Raw genomic sequence first — 24,411 nt, 5'->3', positions numbered from 1 at the left:
TATAAAGCTTGAGCTTCAATATAGGCATAAGGAGCTTTTAAAACACGGCATACGCGATGTCGACTATTAGCTTTATGGGATCCTCGAGCCTCACCGCCGGCTTTCTACCCTCGTCCAGGGCCCTCTTCAGCTCCGCCGCGCATCCGTCGACGTCTCTGCACCTGTGCAGGGGAGCGCCTTTGTCCTTGAGGTACGTATCGACGTAGAGGGTTTCGGGAAAATAGGACAGAGCTGGCGTCCCCAGCAAGGCCGCCTCAGTCGCCATGGTCATGCCTCCGGTGATCACGGCCGCCGCGTAGTAGGCGAGATCCAGGTGGTCGACGGCCTTGGTTAAATTAATTGCACCCTCGATTATCTGGTCGTCGTATCTGGGCACGTTGACCACCGTGTACCCCAACTCTCTGACTAGGTCCACGAGCTTGCGCCTCAACTCTGCGTTGTTCCATCTGTAATAGGCGGCCTTTGCCTCCTCCGGCCTGAAGACCACGTAACGCCCCGGCTCCAGCCCCAGCCCTCTGACCGTCTCTATGTTGGGGCGATGGCGCGAGACCCACATATACTCGAAAAGGCCGTCGAAGGTCGCCACGCGTTTGGGGCAGTAGGGCCTCCACGCGTCCTCGGGTATCGCGGCGGGGGCTATCAAGTACTCGGATAGAGGTATCGTCAAACTGTTGGCGTGATAGGCGTGTGGAGTGTCGTTGAGCACCACCGACTTCTTGCCTAAGCCGAAGGCCACCCTCACGGCGTCCGGGCTCGGGAACGACAAGACGCCGTCGAGCCCCTTCACCAGCTCCGCGAGCTCTAGCTGGCGCCGTAGTCCCTCGACCAGCTTCTCGTACGGAGTCTCGCCGTATTTGCCTATACATCTATACTCCACGGCGTATCGGTCGAGCATATCCTTGACGTGGTAGTACTCCCTACAAGTGATGGCCAGATCGAGCCCTCCCTCAAGCCTCAACAGAGACGCTATCCTGGCTTGTTTAGGGGTGAGTGCGTCGAAGAGAAGCCTCATTCGTGTATGTAGGTGAACAACCTATCCTTTCTGGACGCCAGCTTGACGAAGCCGTAGCGCACGAACTGCACCGCCGAGCCCTCCCCGAGCTCTAGCGCCTTGGCCTCCACGAGGCCGCGCTCCTCTACTTTCTTCCCCACCGCCACCGGCTTGACCACGACGGCCTCAGGCGATCCGTCGGGCACCCACTGTATTATGGGCATCTTTCGCTTGCGCGCTTCATCGATAGTGGTGCCCACCACCTCGCCTACGTATTCGTCCTCGCCGACTTTTCGGGCGGAGACGTTGACGAACTCCATCAGCCTGAACTCGCCCTGCTCTGCATCCCTTCTGGATATGTAGACGGCCACGCGCCCGGGCCCCAGCTCGTAGACGCGGTGGCCGCGTTCGGGGAAGCTGGGATGTTGCGGAAGCCTCACGGTGAATTTCGCGGGGAGGTCCAACGACAGCCGCACTGGATCCGGCACAAACATATACCTATCCGCGATGGGGTCGAGGATCTTCCTGTTTATTGCGAGGAGATTCGCCATAGAGACCGTGGAGTCGGACGGCTTTATGCCGACGCTCAGTATCAGCTCCCATATGGCCTCCGGGAGTATTCCCCGGTTCCTCAAGCCCGAGAGCGTCGGCATGCTTATGTCGTCGAACCTCACTCTCAAGGTCTTGAGCTTTGATTTGCTCAAGGAGCCGCCCTCTATCTTAAGCCTCCCGAAGTGTATAGTGACAGGTTGCCTCCAGCCGAAGTGCTTGAACAAGAACGACTGTTTGACTGTGTTCACGCTGTGTTCCTGCGCCCTCAACACGTGGGTGATGCCCATCAAGTGGTCGTCTACAGACACGGCGAAGTTGTAGGTGGGCCATACCCTATACTTGGACCCCACAAGAGGATGGGGGGTCTTGTCCGTGTCTATTATCCTGAAGGCCACCCAGTCCCTCACGCTGGGGTCCGGATGCGCTAGGTCGGTCTTTACCCTCAGAACCGCCTCGCCTTCTCCGAAGTCGCCGCGGAGCATCCTATCCCACAGCTCCAGATTGTCCTCAACCGACGCGTCTCTATGCGGGCAAGCCTTGCCCGCGTTTCTGAGTCTGCGCCACTCCTCCGGCTTGCACAGATCGACGTAGGCTCCGCCGAGCTCTATCAGCCTCCTGGCGTGTTCGTAGTAGATCTCCATCCTGGACGACTGGATGTACTCCTCGTCCCACTTGACGCCAAGCCACCTCAGATCCTCCCTTATGGCCTCGTAGGCGTTCACCTCGTCGGTCACTAACGGCTTCTTTATCCTGGGATCCGTGTCCTCGAAACGGAGGACGAACCTTCCCCCGTACTTGAGCTTGTAGGCGTAGTTCAGTATGGCGGGCCGCGCGCTGCCTAGGTGGAGCACGAAGTCGGGGTTTGGGGCGAACCTGACGACGACCCCCTTGGATTGATCCGCCTCCGGCAGAGGCGGCAGAGCCTCGACACTCGGCCTCTTCTCCGCCCTCTCCTTCCTTTCCTCGAGGGCCTCCGGCCATCTGGACGCCAGCAATGCCCTCTGCTCCTCGAGGCCCATGGAGTTTACCTTCTCGACCACGGAATCCACCAGCGCCTTGATCTCCCGCGCCTTTGACCTCAAATCCGGCCGCTCGGCCATAATCTTGGACATAACAGCCTTAGGCTCGGCACGTCCTCCGTACTTGACAGCGTTTAGGAGGGCGTATTTGAGGACTACGTCCTCAAGGCTTTCCATCGCCGCCTAATATCCTCTCGACCTCTTCCAGATCTTTCACGGTGTCTATAGATCTCCAGAAGGCGTCTCTATACACCACGGCCTTCAGCCTTCTCTTCTTGGCCAGTTGCGGGAACGTGGTCTCCTCGATATTGCCCTTCTCGGGCAACAACCCCAAAACCTCCCTCCTCATGGCGTAGACGCCTGCGTTTATGAGATAGCCCTCCAGGACGGGTTTTTCTCTAAAGGCCGAGACGTACCCGTCTCCGTCGACCTCGACGACGCCGTAGGGGCTTCTCAGAGGGACTAGGGCGATCGCGGCGTCTGCGTCGGACAGGGCGTCTAGGAGAGGCTTGACTGAGATGTCGGTCACTACGTCGCCGTTAGTGGCCACGAAGACGTCGTCGTCTAGAAACGGCGCGGCGTTCTTGATGGCGCCGGCTGTGCCGAGAGGCTCCTCCTCCACGCTGTAGAATATCCTCACGCCCAGCCTCCTCCCGTCGCCTAAAGCCTCGAATACCTTATGGCGCAGATACCCCACAGCGAGGACGAAATCCCGGAAGCCCTGACCCCTAAGCCACTCGATCTGCCTCACAAGAATAGGCTTCCCCGCAACAGACAGAAGAGGCTTCGGCACCTCGCTAGTCAACGGATAAAGCCTCTTGCCGAAACCCCCAGCCAAAATCAAGGCGCGCATGGAGGTGCTAACGGCCCTATTTAAATAGAAATCGTAACATCTGTGCGCATCTATTGGTGCGAGGAGCTGAACGTGCCCGTGCTGGATCCCCACGATGTAGCCGACAGATGCAACAACATACGCCCTGTCTACGTCACCGAGCCGGGCGACGTCAGGCCTGCGTTCGAGGCCGATCTAGAGATCGTGAGGGGGGCCGTGGAGTACGAGCTCGGCGACGCCTCTCTGAGAGATTTAGTGCCCAGCGGCGAGGTGGTCCTTCTCAACAAGATCCCGGGCTACGCGGACCAAGCCGACGAGGTCATAGTCAGGGGGAGGATCGTGGGCCACAGGTTCTACGATGTCGTGGAGGGACGGTGGAGGTTCCGCCCCCTCTATGAGGGCGTCAGCGAGATCTTGGCCAGAAGACGGGGGTGGTGGGCGATCGTCGATCTCCAAGATCTCCCCGTCGGCTACGACATACATAGAGACCGCGTGATCGAGGGCTCTCTCCCCGAGCGCCGCTACACGCACGTCGCCATCTCGACCAAGGACGGGAAGATACACGGCGTCGCGAAGCTTTTCAGAGGCGCGAGGCTCCACGTAGTGAAGTCGTGGAGGGCCAGGCCGAGGTTGCCGGAGGGGAGGCCTAGCGATATGAGGCTGTTCGCCGAGCTGAACCGCGCCCACATAGAGAGGAAGGCCAAGGAGGCGGTCGAGTTCCTCTCGAGGGTCTTCTCGCAGTACAAGCTCCCCGTGGTGGTCTCCTACTCGGGCGGGAAGGACAGCTTGGTGGCCTTAGATCTAGTGGCCAGAACCGGCCACCCCTACGCCATACTGTTCAACGACACGGGCTTGGAAGCCCCGGAGACGTACGACAACGTGAAGGAGGTAGTCGAGAGGTATAAGGCGGAGCTGATAGTGGCCTCGGCGGGCGACAGGTTCTGGAAGGCGCTGGACGAGTTCGGCCCGCCGGCCCGCGACTACCGATGGTGTTGCAAGGTGATAAAACTGGCGCCTATAACCAAGGCGGTGGCCGAGCGCTTCCCGCAGGGCATCATATCCGTGGTCGGCCAGAGGGCGGCGGAGTCCTTCCAGAGGGCCAAGCTCGGCAAGATCTCCTCGAGCCGCTGGGTGGCTAGGACCATAGTGGTGGCCCCCCTCCAGGACTGGATAGCGCTGGAGGTCTGGGGCTATATCTTCCTCCACGACCTCCCCTACAACAAGGCCTACGAGAGGGGATTCGACAGGCTTGGTTGCGTTGTCTGCCCTGCCAACGAGATGGCCGAGCTAGAGCTGGTGCGTATAAGCTACCCGGGCATCTACGAGAGGCTTGAGGAGAAGATCTCGGAGCACTACAAAGACGAGACCTATCTCAGATACGGGCTGTGGCGCTGGAGGAAGGCCATCCCGGGCGATCTCAAGAGATTCATCAAGCTGTCCGTCAAAGCGGAATACCCCGTGAGGATTAGGCGCACGGACAGAGGGCTGGAGCTGGCGGGCGTCCATCCCGACGCCGCCACCGCGCTACAGTTGTTGAAGATGCTCGGCGAAGTGCGCCGGGAGGGCGACACGATACGAGTAGTGCAGAAGGACGGCGAGGTGAGGCTATCCAGCGACTTCTCCAAGATCGAGGGCCGCGCGGCCCTGGACGCGGCAGCGCTTGTGGTGCGCGCCTCTATCTGCGGACATTGCGATCTGTGCATAAGCTGGTGTCCCACCAAGGCTCTCAGAAGGAACTCCGAGGGACGTTTCGTGGTCGACGAGAGTAGATGTATAGGATGCCTTATCTGTTCCAAGGCGTGTCCCTCTGCCCAATATCTGGTATATAGGATCGCCGATGGGGGAGCCCCCACGCATAGAGGGACAAACTATTAATATATATCGCCCTTAGACGGGTCTATGATAGTTTATACAGATCAGCTGGATTTGCTACGGAAAGTGCTCCAGATATTGGGCGCTAAGAGGGCTGAGCCGCTCGTGATAAGGGGAGAAGGCGTGGATTTCGTGTGGCCTCCTAGAGCGCCCGACTTGCCTATCGACCTTCTGGAAATCATGCCGACCGGCACCTACGTGATACTACGGGGCAATACCATCACGCTCGTGCCATGAAGAGTTTGAAAAAGGTAAGGGTCTCCGCGCTCAACATAGATCCCTCAATAAAGCAAAAGCTGATAGAGGTACTCGGCGAAAACGAAGTAGTATATATAGATCCTGATCCTTATAATGAAAAAATTAGGATAATACTATGATCATTATAAATTCTAGAAATATAGATCAAATATTATGGACCTTAAGAGACGTTCAATCTTCTATAGAGGCGACGCCGATAGTGTTCGCGCGTAGGCAAGTGGGGCGGTACCTAATCCAGCTCGGCTCTCTCGGACATCTCTACGGAGCAGTCGGCGAGCTGATGGAGCGCATAGTGACCGCTAGCAATATGGCCGACAAACTGGGGCTAAAGGATTATTCCATAGTCGTGGAGCCGTCTGGCACGTATATAACGCCTGAGGATCTGCCCGAAGTGATCCCGCCGTTCCCCAAGGCGAAGCCTGCTGAGCCCCTGAAAATGCCCGAGGTGGAGCTCAACATGCTAGGCTGCCGCGACATAACGCCGGGCTACATAAAGTTCTGTGTGGGAAACGTGGAGATAGCGTACTACTACGGAGGGCAGGGATAATGTCGCTCTTCCTCACCCTCAGCGAGCTCGAGAACATCCTCGCTTCGTTGAAGGAATACGCCGAACGTTACAGGAATAAGAAAGAGAGCTTAACCGCAATGGAGGAGAGATATCTCAAATTCGTCGAGCTGGCCAAGGCGTTCGGCGTTGAGCTGAAGTTGACAGAAGGGATTGAGCTCTATACAGGCGGCGAGCTTCCAGATAACGCCGAGCTGTTAGAGCGGATAAACAGAGCGCTTGCTGCGGTGAGGCGCATTAAGCAGAGTTATGGTGATCTAAAAGTTATCGTGGATATTCAGTTTGATTTGAAGAAAATTATTGTTAAAATATAAATGAGAGATCTAAGATATCTTATAATAGCTGAAAACCCGGGCTTCGCGCCCTCTCAGAGGGCCCAACTACTGCGCGAGCTTAGGGGCATTCTCCCCGCACTAAACGTGAGGGTAGCCTCGCGCCACCTTGAGATCCTCGTGCGCGGCATCAATGCCGAGGATGCCAGACGTAAGGTGGAGGGGGCCGTAGGACGCGTCTACGCCGTAATTGACGTAACCGATGAGGACTCGCTGGGTAGCGGCGATATAGGCAGATTCGTTGAGCTATTTAACTCCGAGCGGTTCTGGGAAGCCCACGCTGAGATAGAGCCGGCTTGGCGTAGAAGCGGCGATAGGGCTCTACAGGGCCTGATATTGATGTCGGCCGCCTTCGTCAAGTTGCAGGAGGGGGCGCCCGACAAGTTCGTCCTTCTGGCACAGGAGGCGCTCGAGCTCCTCGAAGGCGCCCCTCAGAAGATCGGCTGTATAGACGTGCTGAAGTTAAGGGAACAGCTCGCGAAATCCCTAGTGTCTAGGAGTCCCTTCGCTATAGCTTGCTCTTAGGGCCTCGACTATCTTGGGAAGTATCTCCTCGGCCCTCCCCTCGACTACGATGTCGGCTATCTCGTCCATCTCGGTAGGCCCGGAGTTTATAATCACGATCTTCGCCCCATGTCTTTTTGCTATCAACGGCAACCGGTTAGCCGGCGCCACGGCCAGCGAGGAGCCTATGACCATGAAGACGTCGGCGAGTTCGGAGAGCAACACGGCTTCGTTGAACGCCTCCTGGGGCAGAGGCTCTCCGAAGAACACCACGTCGGGCTTCAAGATACCTCCGCAGACCCTACACCTAGGCGCAGAGCCGTTATATTTCGATAGCACCTCGCTAAGCGTATACTTCATGCCGCATTTTGTACATACCGCGTACTTGACCGAGCCGTGTAGCTCTACGACTCTGACGGACCCGGCCGCCTGATGTAGCCCGTCGACGTTCTGAGTAATGACGGCGCACAGCCTCCCCATGGATTCCAGCTGCGCCAAGGCCCTATGCGCGGCGTTGGGAGCGACTTCTCCCTTAGGCACGAATATCGAGGTGAACAACCTCCAGACCTCGTCGGGGTTTTGGTAGAAGTACGAGATCTCGAACTTGGAGGGATCTACGCTTCTCCAAATGCCTTGGGGACCTCTGAAGTCCGGTATGCCGCTGGCTGTGGACACGCCGGCGCCTGTAAGGGCTACCGCGCAACTGGATCTATTTAACAGATCGGCGATTTGAAAAATTTTTTCCATAAATTTCTAGACGCCTAAAAATTTCAGCTCGGAGGCAGTGGATCCACCGGTATGCCGAACTTCGCCTTCCAGTCGTTCAATATCTTCTGCTCGTCGGGGCTCAACTGTCTGCCCAATCTATACCAGTTGGGCTTCTTCTTGGCGTCGTCAGGCGCCTCGCTAGTCTTGTATATACACTTCACGGGACACGCGGCCACGCAGCTGAAGTCGTCGTAGCACTTCTCCCAAATTAGGCGCGCCTTCGCGTTCTCGTCCAGCTCTAGAGCTTGCCAGGGACATACAGCCACGCATGCGCCGCATGATATACATAGATCTTGATCGATCACCACCCTCTGGTATTGGGATAGATCCCTCTGCTCGGCCATGGCCCCTCCCTTGGATACCTTTTTAATTCTTACTTGCTCTCTTTACTATTTATATTCTATTTATAATATCTTAGTAACTAAAAGAACTTATTTTATTTTTTAATAAATATTCTAGCTGTTTTATATTAAGTTTTCAAATATAATAGAATATTATGCGAGTCGGCTCGCATCAAGATTTAATGCAGAGGCGTAGACGAAAAGCGGATGAGGAGGTCTGGCCTGGACGATCGGTGAAGAGGCTAGACGAACCGAAGCTATGGCCGTGCGGCTACCAGGTATCTGACCGAATATGTAAGATTCCCATCAATTGACGTGATATTGATACAAATAAGTACAGTATTATTTAAATATATATTGGAATAATATGTATAATTATATAATTTACCACATCTAGCATATAATGAGAGAAGAAATATATATCTGTCAAACGACAGCAATTGGGCAACTTTTAAAAATAAAACAAATATAAATAGAGATAAAATCAATATAATAATTATATATATAACTTCAATTTGCGATATCATTTAGTAAAAAGTATAGTCATTGTGCTTACGACATTTCCTACCTGTATAAGAATCCACAACAAAAACAATATTAGTATTATTATTAATATATTATATAATATTCTCATATCTTATTATATTTATCATATATTTTATATCTTGTAAACTCTGTTTATATATTAATATAATGTCTTTTATCAGCCCTTCGCCTACCATAGTTATTACAGCCATAAAAACCGCCGCCGCTATAGCCTCCAACAATAGGTAGAGGTACTCCTCGACAATCTCCACGACCTATCCCGCCTTTAAAAGCTCCTGAAATCCGTGAGCCTTGTCGAGCGCAGGAACTCCCTAAAAGTCTGCTCCGAGAACTTCCTACATACCGATTCCTCTATCACGTCGTCCACATGCCGGGACTCCGACAACGCCTCCTCTATGGTGCCTCTAGCTATCAGCTCGTACACCCGCGCCACGGACTTGCCCGGAGCCCTTCTTACAACCCTCCCAACCCGTTGCAACATCTGCCGCTTGGAGCCGCTACCGCTGACTATTACGGCGACGTCCGCGTCGGGCACGTCCACGCCTTCGTCAAGCACCGTGGTGGTCACCACGACTTTTGCGGCTCCTGAGAGGAAGCGGGAGAAGGCAGAGCTCCTGTCGCGCTCCTCAGACGTTATCAGCTCGGAGCGTATTGACTCCTCGCGCAACTTATCGTATACGGCCTTCGCCTGCTCCAAGAACTGGGTAAACACCAGCACCTTGTGGCCCAAGGCCACCTCCCTTTTCACTATCTCGACGGCTATGGGGATTTTCGACGAGATCTGAGACGCTATATTCCGCAAGACTATGGCGTTGTCCGTAGTCGACTGGACCGATCTATACTCTTGTTCCTCCTCGGGACTTGGCTTTATATATATCCTATAGTGCTCCACGGGGACAACCAGGCCCGCTTCTATCATCTCAGTGTATGTAGCTCTATATACCAAGGGGCCGACCGCTTCGTATATCAATAGCTCGTTGCCGTCCTCGCGCTTGGGCGTCGCCGATATGGCCAGTCTAAAGGGCGAGTCGAGGGCCAGCGCTATCTCCTTGAACGTCTCGGCGGGCACGTGGTGCGCCTCGTCGAACACAACCACGCCGAATTTGCCCACCAGCTCGTCGACGTATTTCACCGCGGAGTTGTATATGGCCACCGTGACGTCCCTCACGTCGTGTTTGCCCGCGCCCAACATGCCGGGGCTCACGCCTAGATGCCGCCTCAGCCGCTCCGCCCACTGGGCCGCCAGCTCTTGCGTAACCGCTAATATGAGCGCCGTAGTCGACGCCCTGGCCAAGGCGGCCATGGCTATGAAGGTCTTCCCGCCGCCGGTAGGCACCGCTATGGTGCCCCTCCTGCCCGCCCGCTCCCAGCTGTCGACGGCCCGCTTCTGGAAATCGTAGAGCGATATGTTCTGTTTATACTGGACTTGTTTATATTCCAGGTCTTTCTTTACAACAATATAACCATATTTTCTTAATATTTCAGAAATTTTATCTCTAATAAATACTGGATATGTTATTATTACTTTATTATTTTCTCTTGATGCTCTAATAAGTTTTATAAAAACTTGTTTCACTTCGCCGTCCTTCCCGACAATGTTGTACGCCAGCTTGAAGTTGCCCAGCTCGGCGAACAGCTCCCTTCCGGCGAAGTTCAGCACGGCCTTCGTAGGCCAGAGCTCCGCGCGCCTCCACGCCATCCGCTTCTCGTAAAGCGCCTTAAGGCGCTCAGAACCGAGAGCTATCTCCACGGCGTTCTTCACAACGGCCTCCAGATCGCCCTTAACCTCCACGCCTCTGACCAAGGCCTTGAACTCCTCGGCGGCGCGGCGCACGTACTCGTCGTAGGATGGGGCCTCGGCTATAGCCTTCTTGTCCGAGGCCACGAAGTCTCTTATGAACCTAGTCGCAGATATGAGGTGGGAGGAGCCGTAGGAGGCAACGACGTAGGGCTTCAGGCGGTCGGGAACGTCGCCTACGACCAGTATCGCGTCGCCCGAGCCGAGGCCGCTCGCCTTCAAGACCTCCTCCAGCTCCTCGTCGTTTAGGTCGAGCAGAGCCTTCAGCGCATATAGGGATGCGGGGTCCCTCAATCTGCCCACCCACCCGCCGCCGGTCCATCGGAACCCCATTTTCTTCAGCTCCTCCTTGACCTTGGATATTCTGTCCCAGCTCCACTCCCTCACGATCTCCACGCCGTTAACGACGACGCGAAACTCCACAGAGGGACTAGCATATATTAATTAGGCATAACTGACGCATGCTGGACGACTATCTGAACTGGGAGAAGTACGTGATTAGGTCCGGGGTCGATCTCCCCGAGGAGTACCGGCACGAGGGACGCGTCTATAGGCTGGCGCCGGCCGACAGACTGTACGTGGCGGGGATGGGGGGCTCCGGCGTCGTGGGGGATCTGATAAGGGACCTATCCACGGTGCGGGAATGGCCCTTCGAGGTGGTCGTCGTCAAGGACTACTTCTTCAGAGGGAGGGACGGCCTCATGCTCGCCGTGTCTTACTCTGGAAACACCGCCGAGACCCTCACGGCCGCGGCCGCCGCCTTGAGGCGGGGCATGCCGGTGGTCGCCATAACTACAGGCGGCAAGCTGGCGGAGATGGGCGTGCCCGTGGTCAAGGTGCCGAAGGCCTCGGCGCCTCGCGCCGCCCTGCCGCAGATGTTGACCGCGGCCTTATGGGTCTTGAAGAGGGTCTACGGAATCGACTTCGACGTGCCCTCCTCGTTGCCCTACGACGAGGGGCTCGCCGACAGGCTGATCAGAGTCCTAGGCGCGAGGCCGACTATAGTGGCGCCTGCGTCTATGCAGGGGCTCGCCTATAGGGTCAAGAACGAGGTGAACGAAAACGCGAAGTTGGATCCCTTGGTGGAGATCTTGCCCGAAGCCCACCACAACTGGATAGAGGGCGCCTCGGGTCCCATAATGGCTCTGACGAGCCCCGATATACCGGCCGAGCACAGGATGAGGGTGAAGCTCACCATCGATCTGCTATCGGGGGAGGTCTTCGAGGTGCCTATGACCGTCGGCGGGATTTTGACATTTTTAAAACACGTCGGCGTGGCCACAGTGAAGATAGCGTTGGGCAGAGGGATAGACCCGTTGAGGACTCCCAGAATAGACGAGTTGAAGAGGAGGCTTCCGTGATGTTGGAGCTAGGCTTGGCGGAGCTGGCCGTCCTGGGGCTGGCGTCGTACCAGGACATAAAGACGAGGGAGATAGACGCTTGGGTCGTCGCCCTTCTATTCCTGCCGGCTCTCGCCGCCGCGTACCTCTCCTGGGACACGCCGCTGTACCTCATGTCGCCTATATTGGGCCTCATACTGGCGCTGGCCATGCGGCTGACCGGCAGCGGATACGCCGACTCGCTCACGATAATCGCGTTGTCCCTATTCCCGCCGTTTTCGCCCGTACTGCCCACGCCAGCGGTCGTGGTGTTGGGCGCCGGCCTGTCGGTTCTGGGCACCTCTATCTGGCTGTTCTTGGCTAACCGGGGAAGGCCTTGTAAGATGACCCTCGCCCAGAGGCTTACCCACATATGCGTGCCCCGCGAGGAGGCCTTGAGGCGGAGCCACAGGTACATCATCGGCGAGGTCAAAGACCTCGAGAAGTACAAGCCGCCGGAGAGGATAGAGGGGGATTACGTGTTGGCCAAGTACGGAGTGCCCTACGTCGCGCACATGGCGCTCGGGTTCGCCCTATATCTAGCCCTCTACTGGATTCTGACAGCCCCGCGGCCGCTATAGGATTTTGAAATCGCCGTACTCGCCTCTGTACTCCTCCCTCAATATCTCGACCTCCCTAACCTTGGTGCCCTGCGGACCCGCGTAGGCCCACCTGAGCACCGCGTCGACGTCTCTCTCCTCGCCCTCGAGCACGGCCTCAGCCACGTCGTCCGAGACGAAACGCACCCAGCCAGTTACGTTGTTCCTCCTGGCCACGTCCCTCATTATATGCCTAAACGGCACGCCGGGCAGGTTCAACTCGCCCTTTATAAATATATGGAGGCGGATCTTCACTTCTCCTCCTCCTCGGCCTCCACTGCGCGGACGCCTATAGACAAGAGCCTTCTGAAGACGCGATCCATAAGCCTCACGTAGGCGCCTCTATGCCCCACAAAGGCGCCGAATTCGCTCCGCCTAACTGTGACCAACAGCTCGGGACCGGCGAAGTCCACGTCGAGTATATGCTTCGATATCCAGCCGGCAGGGTGCAACGCCCTTATCCAGTTCTTGAAATCGAGCGTCATCTCGACTAGCCGCAGCCTAAGGCCTGTGTCGTTCTCGACGTTTTTTATCCGCTCGCCGCCTCTGCCCACCGCCCTGCCCAAGTGGCCCTCCTTCACGAAGACTAAGGCGTCGGGGACGTCGCCCTTTATGCCTAGGGACTCCTTGTCCGCCTTGAACTCTATAGCGGTTATGACATCCGCGTCGGGGGCATAGACCCTGAAAGCGTCGTGCACGTACCTCTCCGAGTCGGTGAGGCGGCGCTTACGCATGCGCAACTCTAGGGCTAGTTTTATCCCCCTCCTGGCCCCCGGCCTCACGATATCCTTGACGCCTAGATCGACGACCACGGCCTTCTCCTCGCCGAGCAGGGCTTCCCTCAACAGCGTCGCGCCGTCAGCGCCGTCCTCGCTCCGCTGGAACACGGGATCGCCAGCCACTATGAGCTTGCTGTTTCTCCCCAGCCTTATGAGGACCTCGGCCGCGCTGTCCGGCTGGACGTTCTGGGCATCGTCGAGGAATATGACCGTGTCGTCGAAAGTCCTGCCCCTCAGGTAGTTCACGTCGGTCACTATGACGGTCTCCTCCCTCAACAGCTTCTCTATCTCCTCCCGCGTGGCGTACTCGCCCAAGATGTCCTCGAGATATACGGCCGCCAGCTTGTAGTACATCTCGCCGAGATCCTCAGGCGTCAGCGCGCGGCCCGTGGAGACGTCGACGATAGGCCTCGCTATTACGAACCGCTTGTACTTGCCGCCCTGCACCGAGGAGATCCCGTACGCTATGCTCAACAGCGATTTCCCCGTGCCGGTCGGGCCGAAGAGGCCCACTATCTCGTTCTCCGGATCGGACAACGCGTTGAGAGCCCGCTCCTGTCCCACCGTCTGCGGCTTTATCTTGTCGATCACGCATTGGCGAGAGGCGCGATTTAAAAAGTATACGGCCTGAGCCCAATTCGCAGACCGCCGAGATCCCGAGCGCTATTGCAGGGAATGCTTTAAACCTAGACCCCTCATCGTGCCATGACTAGGTATTTGTTGGGGAGGGACTTCGCCTTTCCCGAATACGTCCCCCGCTTCCCGCGACAGTACGACTTCGACGTGCTCAAGCTCGACGCGGATATAGAGGTCGACCTCTGGAGCCGCGAGGTAAAAGGCGTCGTGAAGTATAGGGTAAGGGCCAAGAGAGATCTCCGCAAAGTGATGCTGGACGCAGTAGAACTCGAGGTGCTGGGCGCCTCGACCAGCTACTCCTACGACGGGGAGACGATAACGCTCGACTTGGACCTCCCGGCGGGCCGCGAGGCCGAGTTCGAGATAAGGTATAGGGCGAGGCCGCGCAAGGGCATCTATTTCGTCCTACCGGACAAGCACCACCCCTATAGGGTGCCCATGGCCTGGACGCAGGGAGAGAGCGAGGACAACAGGTATTGGCTACCCCTCCCCGACACGCCCAACATAAAATTCCCCTGGAAGCTGGCCATCACAGTCCCCAAGCCCTACGTGGCGGGGAGCAACGGCGTGCTCGTTGAAGTGAGAGACAACGGAGACCGGCAGACGTTTGTCTGGGAGATGAGGCATCCAATGTCGCCGTACTTGATAGCGCTGGCGGCCGGCGACTTCGAGATAATAAGGGACAAGTGCGGCGACGTGGCCCTCGAATACTGGCTACCTAGGGGACGCGCCGGGGCGGCGCAGTACAGCTTCAAGAACACCTGCAACATAATGAAGTTCTTCGAGGAGTATCTGGGAGTCCCCTATCCGTACGAGCGCTACGCCCAGGTTGTGGTCCAAGAGTTCGTGTACGGAGGGATGGAGAACACCACCTTCACGATCCTGACGGACTGGACTCTCCACGACAGGCACGCGCACTGTCCCTACGGCGACTTCCCCTGCGCCGAGGAGGACTTCTCCTCCGATCCTCTCGTGGCGCATGAAATGGCCCATCAATGGTTCGGCGACCTGGTCACGGCAAAGGACTGGGGCCATATATCCATAAACGAGTCGTTTGCGACGTTCATAGAGGCCCTCTGGACCGAGCGCTCTAAGGGCCGGGACGAATATCTCTACGAGATCTATTTGAACCTAAAGACGTACCTCAACGAATATAGCACGCGCTACGCCAGGCCCATAGTGACCAACCTCTACGCCATACCCGAGGAGGTCTTCGACAGACATTCCTACGAGAAGGGGTCGGTGGTGTTGCACATGATCAGGAGCCTGCTGGGCGACGACGCGTTTAGGAGGGGGCTCAAGCTGTTTCTGGAGCGCCACAGGTACAAGAACGCCGATATAGAGGACTTGAGGAAGGCCCTCGAGGAGGCGAGCGGCAGAGACCTCGAGTGGCTGTGGCGCCAGTTCTTCTACTCCGCCGGCCACCCTGTCGTGAAGGCCTCTTGGAACAAGAACAACGGCGTGAGGGTGGTTCTCGAGCAGACGCAGCCGGACGACAGCTTCCCCGTCTACACCCTCCCGCTGGAGATCGACGTCGTCTACGAGGACGGGCGGCGCGATAGGATAGCTGTGAGCTTCTCGGAGAAGCGCTTGGAGGTGCCCCTGGGCGAGAAGCCTAGGTACGTTTGCGTAGATCCCGAGTTCAAGCTGTTGAAGGTCGTGGAGCTCAGCTTCCCGGTGGAGGTGCTCGGCGCGATGCTGGAAGACGAACATCTGTACTGCAGGCTACAGGCTGTGGAGGCTCTGAGGAAGAACGGGAGCAATAGGGCTGTGGAGCTCCTCGCCAAGGCGCTCCGCGATAGGTTCTGGGGCGTCGCCGCCGAGGCCGCCCGCGCGTTGGGCGCCATAGGCACGGCAGACGCCGTCAAGGCGTTGATGGAGGCCTACCGCGAGGTGCGCCACCCGAGGGCCCGCCGCGCCGTCATGGAGGCGCTGGGCAACGCGAGGCGGCGCGAGGCCGCCGAATTTCTAGACAAGGTGCTGCACGACGGCTCCGAGAGCTACTACGTCAGGTACGAGGCGGCTAGGGCTCTGGGGAGGATCAAGTGGGAGTTCGCCGAACACAGCCTCAAGAGGGCCTTGGAGTACGGCGGACATCTGGACGTAGTGACTAGGGGCGCCATAGAGGGGCTCGCCGAGCTCGGGAGCGATAACGCCCTCGATATAGTCCTGCGCTATGCCGCCGAGGACAAGCCGACGTGGGTCAGAATGACGGCGGTCCAGTCCCTCTCCAAGTTCGGCCCCAGGCCGCAGGTGCTCGAGGCGCTACGCAGGGCGCTCCGCGACGAGAACTACCGCATAAGGGCGGCTGCGGTGACGGCGGCTTTGGACTTAATGGACGCGAGGCTTCTGCCGGATCTCCAGGAAAGGGCCGAGAGGGATGTGGACGGGAGGATTAGGAGGATGGCGCGCGAGGCCGCCGAGAAGATCAGGAAGGCCATGGATCGCGGGGCGGAGTACCAGAGGCTACGGGAGGAGGTGGAGAAGTTGCGCGACGAGTACAGGAAGTTGCTAGACAGATTGGCGCGGCTTGAAAGATAGGGATTCCTCCGCTTTTCCTAATCTACGCCGGTTTAGAGTATGAAGGAGAGGTAGATCGCCACTAGGAACATGACTGCCCAGACGGCTATGTTCCACCTGAATATCTTTGAGCCGTCTAGAGGGCCGAGAGGCAGGAGGTTGAAGAAGGCGACGAACGCGTTGAGCCTCATTAAGTAGATCAAGAACTGGATCGAGAGAAGGCCGAGGGCTATCGGCAGAGATAGGAGCGCCAGCGACAGTAGGGCCACCGCTATGTTGGTCAGAGGGCCGGCCAGAGAGATCAAGCCGTCGTCCTCGCGCGTGTAGCTGTGGCAAGATATGAGCGTGTATCCCGATATGAACAACACGGGCGTCCTCGTGAAGGCGCCGACGAGGCCGTTTACTATCAAGGTGACGAGGAAGCCGGGCCGGTAGAGGACGAAGCGCGACCAGCAACCTCTGCGTCTGGCCGCCTGTCTATGCGCCAGCTCGTGGGGCACTATGGCTATGGCTATCGCGATCGTGGGCAACAAGAAGCCGGATATGGGGTTAGCTATGTTGAAGACATAGGCGACGGCGACCGACGCTATGGCCAGAACAAAGTCGACGACCTCGCTCGTGTATGGCCGATATGGCCAACCCATGCCCCTGCGGTGTTATCCCTTTAAAAGTTGCCTTCAGAGCGCGAACTCTCGTCACCTCTCGGGACAAGGGCCTATCTTCATATACCCGCGTCTACTGCTCCACATGCCGGTATATATAATTGACCATCCATACGCGCAGCACGTACTTACGAAGCTCCGCGATAAGAACACTAACAGCTTGGAGTTCCGCAAGGGCCTCGTCAAGCTCGGCCGCATAATGGGGTATGAAATCGCCAAGAGGTTTCCCAGAAGGGAGGTCGTGGTCCAGACTCCGCTGGGAGAGGCTAGGGGCTTGGTGCTCGAGGATCTCGACAAGGTGGTGATAGTCGAGGTGTTGAGGGCGGCTATGCCGCTCGTCGAGGGGCTCCTCAAGGCCTTCCCCGAGGCCAAGATAGGCGTCATAGCGGCTAGGAGGAGGGAGGAGGGGGGCGCCATAGGCGTCGACGTATACTACGTCAGGCTTCCGGAGGTGGAGGGCTCGGTGGTCCTCATGGCGGATCCCATGTTGGCCACAGGCGTCACCATGGCCTCCGCGATACGGGAGGTGTTGGGCAGAGGCTCGCCCAAAAGGCTGATGGTTGCCTCGGTCATAGCGACGCCGATGGGAGTAGAGCGCGTGCTGTCCACATACCCTCAAGCCGAGATCTACGCGGTGGCCATAGACGAGGTCCTCAACAAAAACGGGTTTATTGTGCCCGGGCTCGGCGATGCCGGCGATAGGGCGTTCGGCAGCTGACCTACGCGGGGATACAGCCGAGCGAGCCGAGCGCGGAGAGGTCGCTGTACATCCCCGCACCGGTCGGCAGAGACCACCAGTTGGCTAAGGTGGACCACTGAGGTATTGGGTACACTATATCCGACCTGGTGAGCGCCGTGAGGCTCAGCGCGGGCAGTACCTTGACGGGATCCCAGGGGTATATGGCCAGCTTCTCGGCCACTCTCCACGGCATATATATCACGTTTCCTGGACAGAAATATTGACGCATCCACGTCCCGTTTCTATTAAGATATATATAGTAGCCTTTTATATATTTACTGAGATTACTGTCTACATATATATAGATACCAGAACTATTTACAAGAATATATGGCTTTATATATACATATGATATGAAGCCGCGCATCAGCTCTACGGACCCCAACATCACGTCGAAACCAGCGTAGGGCCCCAGATCGCCCCGCACGCTCGCCTGGCCGTCGGAGCATTCCGCCCTCCAATACACGTAGGGGCCCCTCGATACGCTCAGCGGAAGCCAGCCCAACGGCGCGCAACTGGACGGGAACCAGTTGGCGAGGGAGGGGGGATACGGCCTCGTGCCGTTTATCGCCAGACAGAAAGTGGCGGCGAAGATCTCGCCGGGACGGAGGATACGGCCTAAGTCGTCGGATACGGTGTAGTTCACGGCCAGCGCAGTCGTGTAGTAGTACCCGTAGCTGGCCGTCTTGCCGGTTACGAACTCTACCCAGAAGAAGCCGTCGGCCGCGGGCGCGAGGAGCCAGCCCGGCGGGATTGGGGCCAGCCCGCAACCGGACGAGTTGGGGAGGGGGACCGCAACGCCCGGCACCACCAAGTACGGCTTGTAGGGCTCCAGCTGGAATGTGCCGAGGGAGATGTTGTAGGTCCCGGCCGTCGGCCACGTCGAGCCCGCCCAAGACCCGTTGACGTACCGCGCGCCGCTCGCGTTGACGTAGATAGTTACGCTTATGGGGGATTTGCCTAGCCACATGACGGCCAGCCCGTAGGCTGCTCCCTTCAGCGCCGCGTTCCCTGAGAACTCGCCGTTCCACCAAGCCTCCTGAGGATCGGCGCAGAAGAGCGACTTACATGGGACCAGAGGCACCAGCGACCACAGAATCGCCCCGACGGGCTGGCCGTTATTTCCCCTCACTACGCTCGACACGTACGACGCGGCGCTTTGGCTCGCCGAACCCCACGGCTGTAGCACGTAGACGTACACGTCGGCCGGATAGGCGGGCCCCTTGGGCGGCGGCGAGACGAAGACGGCTCCTTGGGCCGCGCCCGTGAGGCCGGTGATGGGGTCGATAGCTGGGCCTGTGGACTGGTAATAGCCGCCGACAAGCGTGGCCCATACGTAGTCGGGCGACGCCAAGTAGGACCAACGCGATAGGAGCATCGCGAGGCCGTAAGTGGGCAGATCCGAGGGGGCCGGATAGGACCACGGGATCAGCCGCGACGTCGCTCCGTATCCGCCGATCTCCGTGAGCGTAACGCCTCCGTAGCGTCCGTCCCAAGCCACGTTGCCGCCTAGAGGGCTTGTCGCGACATAGCCCGAAAAGCCGCCGTAGCCTCTAGGCGAGTAGCCTATGTAGTGGCCTCCGTAGATCAGATATCCCAGCAACGACGCGTAGAAGTCCGCGACGCCTCCAGCCGGCACGTAGACGTTCGCCGAGCCTCCTTCGATCCAGATCTCGGCGGAGCCGAAACGCAGATAGGGCTCCCAGAGAGCGTCGGCGGACAATTCTACGTACGTGTACAGGTTGTAGTACTCCCACCCGCCCGAGCCGTAGGCCAACGGCGACAGCGCGAACGGGCCGAGAGAGGGCAATTCGCCTGGCGAGGCGACGGCCAGCAGGTGGCTGACCGCCGCCGCGAAGTTGGGCCACTGCGACACGTAGGTCTCCGCCACGACCCTGTAGGTCGGATCGAACAGAGCCACAAGTCCCTCGGCGGTCTGGTTGAGCAGGATATAGCTTGTGCGGAGGGCGACGACTCCAGGCGCCTTCGGCGACTCTATCTCCAACGGCGCCGTCCAATACTCCGGCACGAGCCACGCCTGTAGGCTCACAGAGCTCGGGAAGTCCCCATCCAACGAGAGGTAGCCCGAAAGGTGTCCGTCAGATCCCTGGGGACTCCAGCTGAAGCTACTCGGCGAGTACCTCGTCTTAAACGGGTTGCTCTGCGGCAGCCCCCGCGCGACGTCGCCGAAGACCAGCGACGTCGAGTTGACGACTGCTCTTATCCCGAGAGTGCCCTCGTTTATCTGCCCGACTGAGAGCCCGCTCAAGACACTCGGCTCTTTGACAACCACTGATATCTCGACGTAGTCGTCTAGGCTGGGCCCGAGATACCAGTCTGTCGGCAGAGACCTATACGGGGCTGGCAGATACACGGTCCGTGCATAGCTCCAGTCAATGCCCGGTATCGCTCCGCCGGCTCCATCCCTGTATATCGACTGCGATACCTCGGTTACATTCGCCAGAGTGCCCTCTTCTATTTTTCCCGAACAATTATATATTACATAATATGTATTATATTTATAAGTATAATAATTTATAAATATTGTTATATTAAATTTTCCATTTGAAGGGAGGGGATTACCTGCTACAAATATAGACCCTCTCGTAAGGCCGTAGCTGGCGTAGCCGCCGGAGCTGGCTACGTACGACATATCGCCCGCCACGTAGATCGCAGGTGTCGACGCGGCTCTCGGTATGCCTAGAAAGTGTAGACCTATGCTTATCGAAATAGGCGCTTCTGGGGGCAATTCGCCGCTCGAAATGAGGGTGGCGTTTACCAGCTGACAATTCGGGGCCTGAACTGCCGCCCAGGTCAAAAACGCAATCGCCAGCGTTAGGACTAGCCACCTCATGGAATATCACAACTGATTGTCAACGACACAGGGAAGTCCGTTATCTCTACGTGGGAGCCTCTAGACACCACTACGAGGAACTCCCTCTGCGGCGATAGATAGTAGCTATCTCTGCTCAACACCGCTATCTCGGCCGCAGTGGCGTTGACGTACAGCTCGGGCATATAGTCGAGCGTCGACGACAACGCAATGTGGTAGACCCGCGCCACGCCGCCGTTTTGCGCAATCGCCTTAGTACAGTTTACCAAGGCCAGATATAGGGTGTAGTTTATAGGCCCCCACGATCTGGACAGACGCGCCGCCACGAGGCCGCCTCGATAATACACCAGCAGAGATCTATTGGCCCCCGAGAGGTATAGGGCAGAGCCGTTGCAGTAAATCGAGGACGGCGTGGCGTTGTACGTGATGCAGTGGATCTGTGAAGCTGTGAGGGACTCCAGCTTCAGCTCGTAGAGCACCTGCGGGTAGTCTATCGGGACGTAGCGCGGGTACGAGGTCGATAGGACTGCCGCGGTCCAGGCCACGACGGCGACGGCCACTAGGGCGTATGCAAGAGACCACTGGCCTCTCATCGCCCGACGCACGAGGCGTAGGCTATTCCGTCAACCACCTCGACGCGCATGAGGACGGGGCACACGAGCTCCTCGCCGGGCCTTAGAGGGCGCCCGTCGGGTCCGTAGGCCCAGGCGTATTGGGCCATAATCGACGAGTTTGCGAGCACGGGGCCGCGGACCAGATACGCGGAGCCGTTCGTCTGGACCAGCGCCGCGGGTCCCTCGACGTAAAATACGCAATCTGAGCATCTGGGCGCGCCGGCCTGGACGCCCACGTGCGTAAGAAACGCGCCGGCGATCGCGGCGGCGACGGCTAGAGAGACGGCGGCCGACACTATGTATAGGTCCATCACCCCCCTGACGCTATTGCGTAGTCGTACACGCGCCAGTCGGCAGTACATCCGCCGTTGGCGACCCCTATCACGACGGCGTAGTTCCCTGCCGGAGGTCTGGCGAAGCCGTAGCTAGTCAGATTATAGGTATACGCCTCGCTGAAGGCGCCGGGCGCCGTCCATTCGACAAACAGAGTATTGCTTGAGGAGTTGTATAGCAGATAGGTGGTCCAGATCTCCGTCGGCCACGACTTGAGGCCGTTGAAGCCGGCCGGCCTTACAACGCCTCTGCCTCCCGACGAGTTCATCACCGCGAACTCAAAAGATCCGTCCTCGCGCCCGTAGTCGTAGGGGTTGAGCTGTACGAAGAGCTGCAGGGGGCCTCCCGCGGGCACGTAGTCGGCGCCCCCGAACGGCAATACGCCGAGACCCTCGTCGGAAGGCGCGACGAGGCTACGGGCGCTCTGGGGGACGAATAGGGATACATACAGCCCGTCGGCTACACATGTCGAGTTAGTATAGCCCCACTTAACCTCGACGGCTAGATACCCGCGGCCTGGCCAATACGTAGAGATAGACGTAAAGTTGTACCCATTCCTAGTAAGTCCTATGGACGGCGTCTGCCCCACGCCGTAGAGATTTCCCGCCGGCAGTTGGCCGGAATAGCCGTTGGCCCGAGCCGCGGTCACAAACCCCCTCGCGATGCTCACGGCGCTCCTTCCTCCGAAGCCTAGAAGGTCGAATGCGTAGTCGCCGGCGGCCGGATACCACATCTGGAAGGCGCATGTTATTCCCTGGCCCGCGTACAGAGGCTTTCCGAGCAGGGCCGAGGTAGCCGTCGTCCGCGTCTGCACGCCGAGACAGTATATCGGCCTCGCATACCACATCGAGCCGTCAGGCGCTCTGTACATAAGCGCGACGCCGTATAGGGCTCCCCGCAACACGGCTATCGACGCCACGACTACGCCGTTCTGCTCGGTCACCGACGCCGTGGCGCTCGGAAGATCCGCCGACGTCACGCCGACCACCATTAAGGTAATTGCGACGGTTGCCGCCACCGCCAACGTTGCAATCGCGATCAGGGTAGTCGTTATCTGTACTCCTCTCATGGAATACATCTAGCCAGGAGAAGCCTCCCCCTAGACTCCACAACGGCGGCCGAACAGACGCCTCCGCCTCTCCACGGCGGCGGGCACCAGAGCCCGGAGTAGGGATCTGGCCCTATCCTCAACGGGTTCGAAACGGATATTGGCTTGCCGTCAAGCACGAAGGAGGAGTTGTAAGTACAGTTGTACCCGCCCGGCCATAGGTAGAATGTGGCGACCCAGATCCCGTCAAGCCCAACGGCCGCCTCGGCCAGCGTAGGGGACGACGTCTCCGCATCGACCGCCCAGAAATCTCCGTTGTAGTAGAACACGTGGATCCACCTGGCAGGACCGCCCTGCGGCGGCGATAAAGGCGCTAGATAGCCGCCGTGAGGCAACGACGAAAGCTTCATGAAGGCGAAGAGCATCAACACCGCTACTGAGAGCGCGAAAATAGAGGCGGCCACTGGCGACGAGATCTGGCCTCTCATCCCCTCGGCAGGATGTACAGCCTTCCGTCGGGGGTTGTGCCGACCACCACGACGCCGGGCACGCCGCCTATCGCCGGCCTTCCGTCGACGTAGTATATCCGATACGACGGCACGAACAAGCCGCAACCGAGGTAGCAGCCGGACCCTCCGCACGAGATCTCGCCGAACGCGGAGACTACGAACGCCGAGCCGTTGTGGCTCAAGGCGAGCCGCGCCGCCTCACACAGACTCCACGAGGTGAAGTGGGTATATGTCAAGAAGGTCAATAGAACGGACAGCGAGGCAACGGCCAGCACTGAGGCGAGCTCTACCAGCTCCTCCATGGATTATCTACAGGTTAAGTTCAACACCGATATTGACAAGCCAAGGCCTCCCGATCTCGATATCTCCACCCAACTGCCGTTTGCGTAGAGCCAGCACGTCAGCCCGGATAGCAGAGGCCTCAAGGCGGCTACGTCGCCGCGGATCGTGTAGTTATAGTATTGGGGCCAGTATCTGTAAACCGCCGACAGCGAGGGCGACGATAGCTCCATCGGCTGTATAAGCGCCAACACGGCGAGCGACAGCGCCATGACGACTACTATCGCCAGCACGTCGACGTCCATGGCCCGCCCTCTCCTCTACTTATTCCCATGGAAATATACGCAAAATGCTATAGGGATCGGTTGAGGCGCGGGCTGGGCTTGATGTTGCGCAGACCCAGGCCGATCCTTTTGATTGGGGTGAACTCGATACACACGTTCCTCGTGCTGGAGCCCATATGGGCAGTATTCCTCGACGAAAGGATGCGCGTGGTGGACGTCCTGTACCTCAAGCCTTGGAAGACCCACAGAGAGCCGAGGGCGGTGCATACCCTCGAGTTGCCGAAAGAGGAGAGGCCGCCGAAAAAAGGGGATTTTTTAGAGATCGTCTGCCTCTAGGTGGCGCCCGCCGTGAACACGCCGCGGGCCAACTGGATAGTCCTGCCGCTGGAGTCAACGCCGTATATGACGTAGCTGTACTGGGTGCCGTATGCTAGATTGTTAAGGCTAAAGTAACACACGGCGGATTGGCCTGTGTAGAGCTGTATGCTACTGGAGTTGCTCTCGACGAAGCCGTTTGTGCCGTTGTAGTAGCACGTACCGCTGACAGGCTGGCCTGGCGTCCCGCCTTGTTGCCAGTACTGGAGATAGAGCGCGTTGAGCCTCCCATTGAGGACTTGGACCTCCACAGTCATGACCCTGCTACCTACGGTGGCTATTACCTGTGCCCTAGTATTGGCAGAGGCCGATTGGCCCATCCGCATCATGGCCAGCGCGATTATGGCGGCGACGGCCACCACCACGGCTATGATTATCAACGCGTCTATGCCGCCTGCCTGTCCCTTTAGACGTCTCATGGAAAAAACAGCAATAAGCTCGTAC

Annotated in this window: 27 protein-coding genes; 10 read left to right on the top strand and 17 right to left on the bottom strand. The window is 58.1% G+C overall.

Annotation, left to right across the window (positions count from 1 at the left end; genetic code table 11):
* Positions 1-37: 37 nt before the first annotated feature.
* From TUZN_RS03175 to TUZN_RS03165, 3 genes are read right to left on the bottom strand one after another with little or no spacing between them, the layout of a single operon-like run.
* A complete protein-coding gene (locus TUZN_RS03175) occupies positions 38-1,012 on the bottom strand; it encodes a DUF354 domain-containing protein (RefSeq protein WP_013679492.1) in 975 nt (324 codons plus the stop codon).
* Complete coding sequence (locus TUZN_RS03170; protein WP_013679491.1) at positions 1,009-2,739, bottom strand: glutamate--tRNA ligase; 1,731 nt, start codon at positions 2,737-2,739, stop codon at positions 1,009-1,011. The genes TUZN_RS03175 and TUZN_RS03170 overlap by 4 nt, the downstream gene beginning before the upstream one ends.
* A complete protein-coding gene (locus TUZN_RS03165; RefSeq protein WP_013679490.1) occupies positions 2,726-3,415 on the bottom strand; it encodes a nucleotidyltransferase family protein in 690 nt (229 codons plus the stop codon). The genes TUZN_RS03170 and TUZN_RS03165 overlap by 14 nt, the downstream gene beginning before the upstream one ends.
* A gap of 42 nt (positions 3,416-3,457) precedes the next feature.
* Here TUZN_RS03165 and TUZN_RS03160 point away from each other — a divergent pair, with 42 nt between their 5' ends.
* The 5 genes from TUZN_RS03160 to TUZN_RS03140 all read left to right on the top strand — a co-directional run bounded on the left by TUZN_RS03160 (position 3,458) and on the right by TUZN_RS03140 (position 6,946).
* Positions 3,458-5,269 carry a phosphoadenosine phosphosulfate reductase domain-containing protein gene (locus TUZN_RS03160; protein WP_013679489.1) on the top strand — a complete coding sequence of 604 codons (1,812 nt, stop codon included), beginning with the start codon at positions 3,458-3,460 and terminating at the stop codon, positions 5,267-5,269.
* A 24-nt stretch (positions 5,270-5,293) separates the two neighbouring features.
* Positions 5,294-5,503, top strand: a complete 210-nt coding sequence (locus TUZN_RS03155; protein WP_013679488.1) for a hypothetical protein — start codon at positions 5,294-5,296, stop codon at positions 5,501-5,503.
* A 220-nt stretch (positions 5,504-5,723) separates the two neighbouring features.
* Positions 5,724-6,071, top strand: a complete 348-nt coding sequence (locus TUZN_RS03150) for a hypothetical protein (RefSeq protein WP_237698264.1) — start codon at positions 5,724-5,726, stop codon at positions 6,069-6,071.
* On the top strand, positions 6,071-6,403 hold the full coding sequence (locus tag TUZN_RS03145) for a hypothetical protein (protein ID WP_013679485.1): 333 nt from the start codon (positions 6,071-6,073) through the stop codon (positions 6,401-6,403). The genes TUZN_RS03150 and TUZN_RS03145 overlap by 1 nt, the downstream gene beginning before the upstream one ends.
* Positions 6,404-6,946: a DUF309 domain-containing protein gene (locus tag TUZN_RS03140; protein WP_013679484.1), complete on the top strand. Its 543-nt coding sequence runs from the start codon at positions 6,404-6,406 to the stop codon at positions 6,944-6,946.
* Here TUZN_RS03140 and cobB read toward each other — a convergent pair.
* The 3 genes from cobB to TUZN_RS03120 form a co-directional block, all read right to left on the bottom strand.
* A complete protein-coding gene (cobB, locus tag TUZN_RS03135; protein WP_013679483.1) occupies positions 6,908-7,672 on the bottom strand; it encodes an NAD-dependent protein deacetylase in 765 nt (254 codons plus the stop codon). The genes TUZN_RS03140 and cobB overlap by 39 nt on opposite strands.
* Positions 7,673-7,695: 23 nt before the next feature.
* Positions 7,696-8,037 (bottom strand): DUF362 domain-containing protein, encoded by a 342-nt coding sequence (locus TUZN_RS03130; RefSeq protein WP_013679482.1) that lies wholly within the window; start codon positions 8,035-8,037, stop codon positions 7,696-7,698.
* 808 nt (positions 8,038-8,845) lie between these two features.
* Positions 8,846-10,801 (bottom strand): DEAD/DEAH box helicase, encoded by a 1,956-nt coding sequence (locus TUZN_RS03120; protein ID WP_013679479.1) that lies wholly within the window; start codon positions 10,799-10,801, stop codon positions 8,846-8,848.
* Between the two features lie 38 nt (positions 10,802-10,839).
* On the opposite strand from TUZN_RS03120, the gene TUZN_RS03115 reads away from it, so the two are divergent.
* Together TUZN_RS03115 and TUZN_RS03110 are read left to right on the top strand one after the other, a co-directional pair.
* Positions 10,840-11,739 (top strand): bifunctional phosphoglucose/phosphomannose isomerase, encoded by a 900-nt coding sequence (locus TUZN_RS03115; protein WP_013679478.1) that lies wholly within the window; start codon positions 10,840-10,842, stop codon positions 11,737-11,739.
* Entirely contained in the window at positions 11,739-12,338 is a 600-nt protein-coding gene (locus TUZN_RS03110; protein ID WP_237698263.1) for a prepilin peptidase, read from the top strand. The genes TUZN_RS03115 and TUZN_RS03110 overlap by 1 nt, the downstream gene beginning before the upstream one ends.
* Here TUZN_RS03110 and TUZN_RS03105 read toward each other — a convergent pair.
* On the bottom strand, positions 12,333-12,611 hold the full coding sequence (locus TUZN_RS03105; protein ID WP_013679476.1) for an acylphosphatase: 279 nt from the start codon (positions 12,609-12,611) through the stop codon (positions 12,333-12,335). The two genes, TUZN_RS03110 and TUZN_RS03105, sit on opposite strands and share 6 nt — an antisense overlap.
* Positions 12,608-13,726: a PhoH family protein gene (locus TUZN_RS03100; RefSeq protein ID WP_013679475.1), complete on the bottom strand. Its 1,119-nt coding sequence runs from the start codon at positions 13,724-13,726 to the stop codon at positions 12,608-12,610. The genes TUZN_RS03105 and TUZN_RS03100 overlap by 4 nt, the downstream gene beginning before the upstream one ends.
* Positions 13,727-13,840: 114 nt before the next feature.
* Here TUZN_RS03100 and TUZN_RS03095 point away from each other — a divergent pair, with 114 nt between their 5' ends.
* Positions 13,841-16,312: a M1 family metallopeptidase gene (locus TUZN_RS03095; RefSeq protein ID WP_013679474.1), complete on the top strand. Its 2,472-nt coding sequence runs from the start codon at positions 13,841-13,843 to the stop codon at positions 16,310-16,312.
* Between the two features lie 32 nt (positions 16,313-16,344).
* Here TUZN_RS03095 and TUZN_RS03090 read toward each other — a convergent pair whose 3' ends face one another.
* Entirely contained in the window at positions 16,345-16,935 is a 591-nt protein-coding gene (locus tag TUZN_RS03090) for a site-2 protease family protein (protein WP_013679473.1), read from the bottom strand.
* Between the two features lie 103 nt (positions 16,936-17,038).
* On the opposite strand from TUZN_RS03090, the gene upp reads away from it, so the two are divergent.
* Complete coding sequence (gene upp / locus TUZN_RS03085) at positions 17,039-17,671, top strand: uracil phosphoribosyltransferase (RefSeq protein ID WP_013679472.1); 633 nt, start codon at positions 17,039-17,041, stop codon at positions 17,669-17,671.
* A gap of 1 nt (position 17,672) precedes the next feature.
* Here upp and TUZN_RS03080 read toward each other — a convergent pair whose 3' ends face one another.
* The 7 genes from TUZN_RS03080 to TUZN_RS03050 all read right to left on the bottom strand — a co-directional run bounded on the left by TUZN_RS03080 (position 17,673) and on the right by TUZN_RS03050 (position 23,613).
* Entirely contained in the window at positions 17,673-20,066 is a 2,394-nt protein-coding gene (locus TUZN_RS03080; RefSeq protein WP_052886046.1) for a hypothetical protein, read from the bottom strand.
* Positions 20,067-20,542: 476 nt separating this feature from the next.
* The gene (locus TUZN_RS03075) at positions 20,543-21,118 is read right to left on the bottom strand and encodes a hypothetical protein (protein WP_013679470.1); all 576 of its coding nucleotides are present in this window, start codon (positions 21,116-21,118) and stop codon (positions 20,543-20,545) included.
* Complete coding sequence (locus TUZN_RS03070; RefSeq protein ID WP_013679469.1) at positions 21,115-21,450, bottom strand: hypothetical protein; 336 nt, start codon at positions 21,448-21,450, stop codon at positions 21,115-21,117. Before TUZN_RS03070 ends, TUZN_RS03075 begins: the two co-directional genes overlap by 4 nt.
* Positions 21,450-22,541 (bottom strand): hypothetical protein, encoded by a 1,092-nt coding sequence (locus TUZN_RS03065; protein WP_148678570.1) that lies wholly within the window; start codon positions 22,539-22,541, stop codon positions 21,450-21,452. The genes TUZN_RS03070 and TUZN_RS03065 overlap by 1 nt, the downstream gene beginning before the upstream one ends.
* Positions 22,538-23,008: a hypothetical protein gene (locus TUZN_RS03060; protein WP_013679467.1), complete on the bottom strand. Its 471-nt coding sequence runs from the start codon at positions 23,006-23,008 to the stop codon at positions 22,538-22,540. Before TUZN_RS03060 ends, TUZN_RS03065 begins: the two co-directional genes overlap by 4 nt.
* Positions 23,005-23,331: a hypothetical protein gene (locus TUZN_RS03055; RefSeq protein WP_013679466.1), complete on the bottom strand. Its 327-nt coding sequence runs from the start codon at positions 23,329-23,331 to the stop codon at positions 23,005-23,007. Before TUZN_RS03055 ends, TUZN_RS03060 begins: the two co-directional genes overlap by 4 nt.
* A 3-nt stretch (positions 23,332-23,334) precedes the next feature.
* A complete protein-coding gene (locus TUZN_RS03050) occupies positions 23,335-23,613 on the bottom strand; it encodes a hypothetical protein (protein WP_013679465.1) in 279 nt (92 codons plus the stop codon).
* A gap of 27 nt (positions 23,614-23,640) precedes the next feature.
* Here TUZN_RS03050 and TUZN_RS03045 point away from each other — a divergent pair, with 27 nt between their 5' ends.
* A complete protein-coding gene (locus TUZN_RS03045) occupies positions 23,641-23,928 on the top strand; it encodes a DUF192 domain-containing protein (RefSeq protein WP_013679464.1) in 288 nt (95 codons plus the stop codon).
* Here the strand turns inward: TUZN_RS03045 and TUZN_RS03040 are convergent.
* Positions 23,925-24,386, bottom strand: a complete 462-nt coding sequence (locus TUZN_RS03040) for a hypothetical protein (protein WP_013679463.1) — start codon at positions 24,384-24,386, stop codon at positions 23,925-23,927. The two genes, TUZN_RS03045 and TUZN_RS03040, sit on opposite strands and share 4 nt — an antisense overlap.
* Between the last annotated feature and the right edge of the window lie 25 nt (positions 24,387-24,411).

It is taken from the genome of Thermoproteus uzoniensis 768-20, from assembly GCF_000193375.1.
In the GTDB taxonomy this organism is placed as follows: domain Archaea; phylum Thermoproteota; class Thermoprotei; order Thermoproteales; family Thermoproteaceae; genus Thermoproteus; species Thermoproteus uzoniensis_A.
This window is presented reverse-complemented; position numbering and strand designations above follow the sequence as displayed.

What these genes read in the sequence shown, in the direction of transcription:
- TUZN_RS03175 (WP_013679492.1), bottom strand. Translation starts at nt 1,012, where the DNA reads ATGAGGCTTCTCTTCGACGCACTCACCCCTAAACAAGCCAGGATAGCG.
- TUZN_RS03170 (WP_013679491.1), bottom strand. Translation starts at nt 2,739, where the DNA reads ATGGAAAGCCTTGAGGACGTAGTCCTCAAATACGCCCTCCTAAACGCT.
- TUZN_RS03165 (WP_013679490.1), bottom strand. Translation starts at nt 3,415, where the DNA reads ATGCGCGCCTTGATTTTGGCTGGGGGTTTCGGCAAGAGGCTTTATCCG.
- TUZN_RS03155 (WP_013679488.1), top strand. Translation starts at nt 5,294, where the DNA reads ATGATAGTTTATACAGATCAGCTGGATTTGCTACGGAAAGTGCTCCAG.
- TUZN_RS03145 (WP_013679485.1), top strand. Translation starts at nt 6,071, where the DNA reads ATGTCGCTCTTCCTCACCCTCAGCGAGCTCGAGAACATCCTCGCTTCG.
- TUZN_RS03140 (WP_013679484.1), top strand. Translation starts at nt 6,404, where the DNA reads ATGAGAGATCTAAGATATCTTATAATAGCTGAAAACCCGGGCTTCGCG.
- cobB (WP_013679483.1), bottom strand. Translation starts at nt 7,672, where the DNA reads ATGGAAAAAATTTTTCAAATCGCCGATCTGTTAAATAGATCCAGTTGC.
- TUZN_RS03130 (WP_013679482.1), bottom strand. Translation starts at nt 8,037, where the DNA reads ATGGCCGAGCAGAGGGATCTATCCCAATACCAGAGGGTGGTGATCGAT.
- TUZN_RS03115 (WP_013679478.1), top strand. Translation starts at nt 10,840, where the DNA reads ATGCTGGACGACTATCTGAACTGGGAGAAGTACGTGATTAGGTCCGGG.
- TUZN_RS03110 (WP_237698263.1), top strand. Translation starts at nt 11,739, where the DNA reads ATGTTGGAGCTAGGCTTGGCGGAGCTGGCCGTCCTGGGGCTGGCGTCG.
- TUZN_RS03095 (WP_013679474.1), top strand. Translation starts at nt 13,841, where the DNA reads ATGACTAGGTATTTGTTGGGGAGGGACTTCGCCTTTCCCGAATACGTC.
- TUZN_RS03090 (WP_013679473.1), bottom strand. Translation starts at nt 16,935, where the DNA reads ATGGGTTGGCCATATCGGCCATACACGAGCGAGGTCGTCGACTTTGTT.
- upp (WP_013679472.1), top strand. Translation starts at nt 17,039, where the DNA reads ATGCCGGTATATATAATTGACCATCCATACGCGCAGCACGTACTTACG.
- TUZN_RS03075 (WP_013679470.1), bottom strand. Translation starts at nt 21,118, where the DNA reads ATGAGAGGCCAGTGGTCTCTTGCATACGCCCTAGTGGCCGTCGCCGTC.
- TUZN_RS03070 (WP_013679469.1), bottom strand. Translation starts at nt 21,450, where the DNA reads ATGGACCTATACATAGTGTCGGCCGCCGTCTCTCTAGCCGTCGCCGCC.
- TUZN_RS03065 (WP_148678570.1), bottom strand. Translation starts at nt 22,541, where the DNA reads ATGAGAGGAGTACAGATAACGACTACCCTGATCGCGATTGCAACGTTG.
- TUZN_RS03060 (WP_013679467.1), bottom strand. Translation starts at nt 23,008, where the DNA reads ATGAGAGGCCAGATCTCGTCGCCAGTGGCCGCCTCTATTTTCGCGCTC.
- TUZN_RS03055 (WP_013679466.1), bottom strand. Translation starts at nt 23,331, where the DNA reads ATGGAGGAGCTGGTAGAGCTCGCCTCAGTGCTGGCCGTTGCCTCGCTG.
- TUZN_RS03050 (WP_013679465.1), bottom strand. Translation starts at nt 23,613, where the DNA reads ATGGACGTCGACGTGCTGGCGATAGTAGTCGTCATGGCGCTGTCGCTC.
- TUZN_RS03045 (WP_013679464.1), top strand. Translation starts at nt 23,641, where the DNA reads ATGGAAATATACGCAAAATGCTATAGGGATCGGTTGAGGCGCGGGCTG.
- TUZN_RS03040 (WP_013679463.1), bottom strand. Translation starts at nt 24,386, where the DNA reads ATGAGACGTCTAAAGGGACAGGCAGGCGGCATAGACGCGTTGATAATC.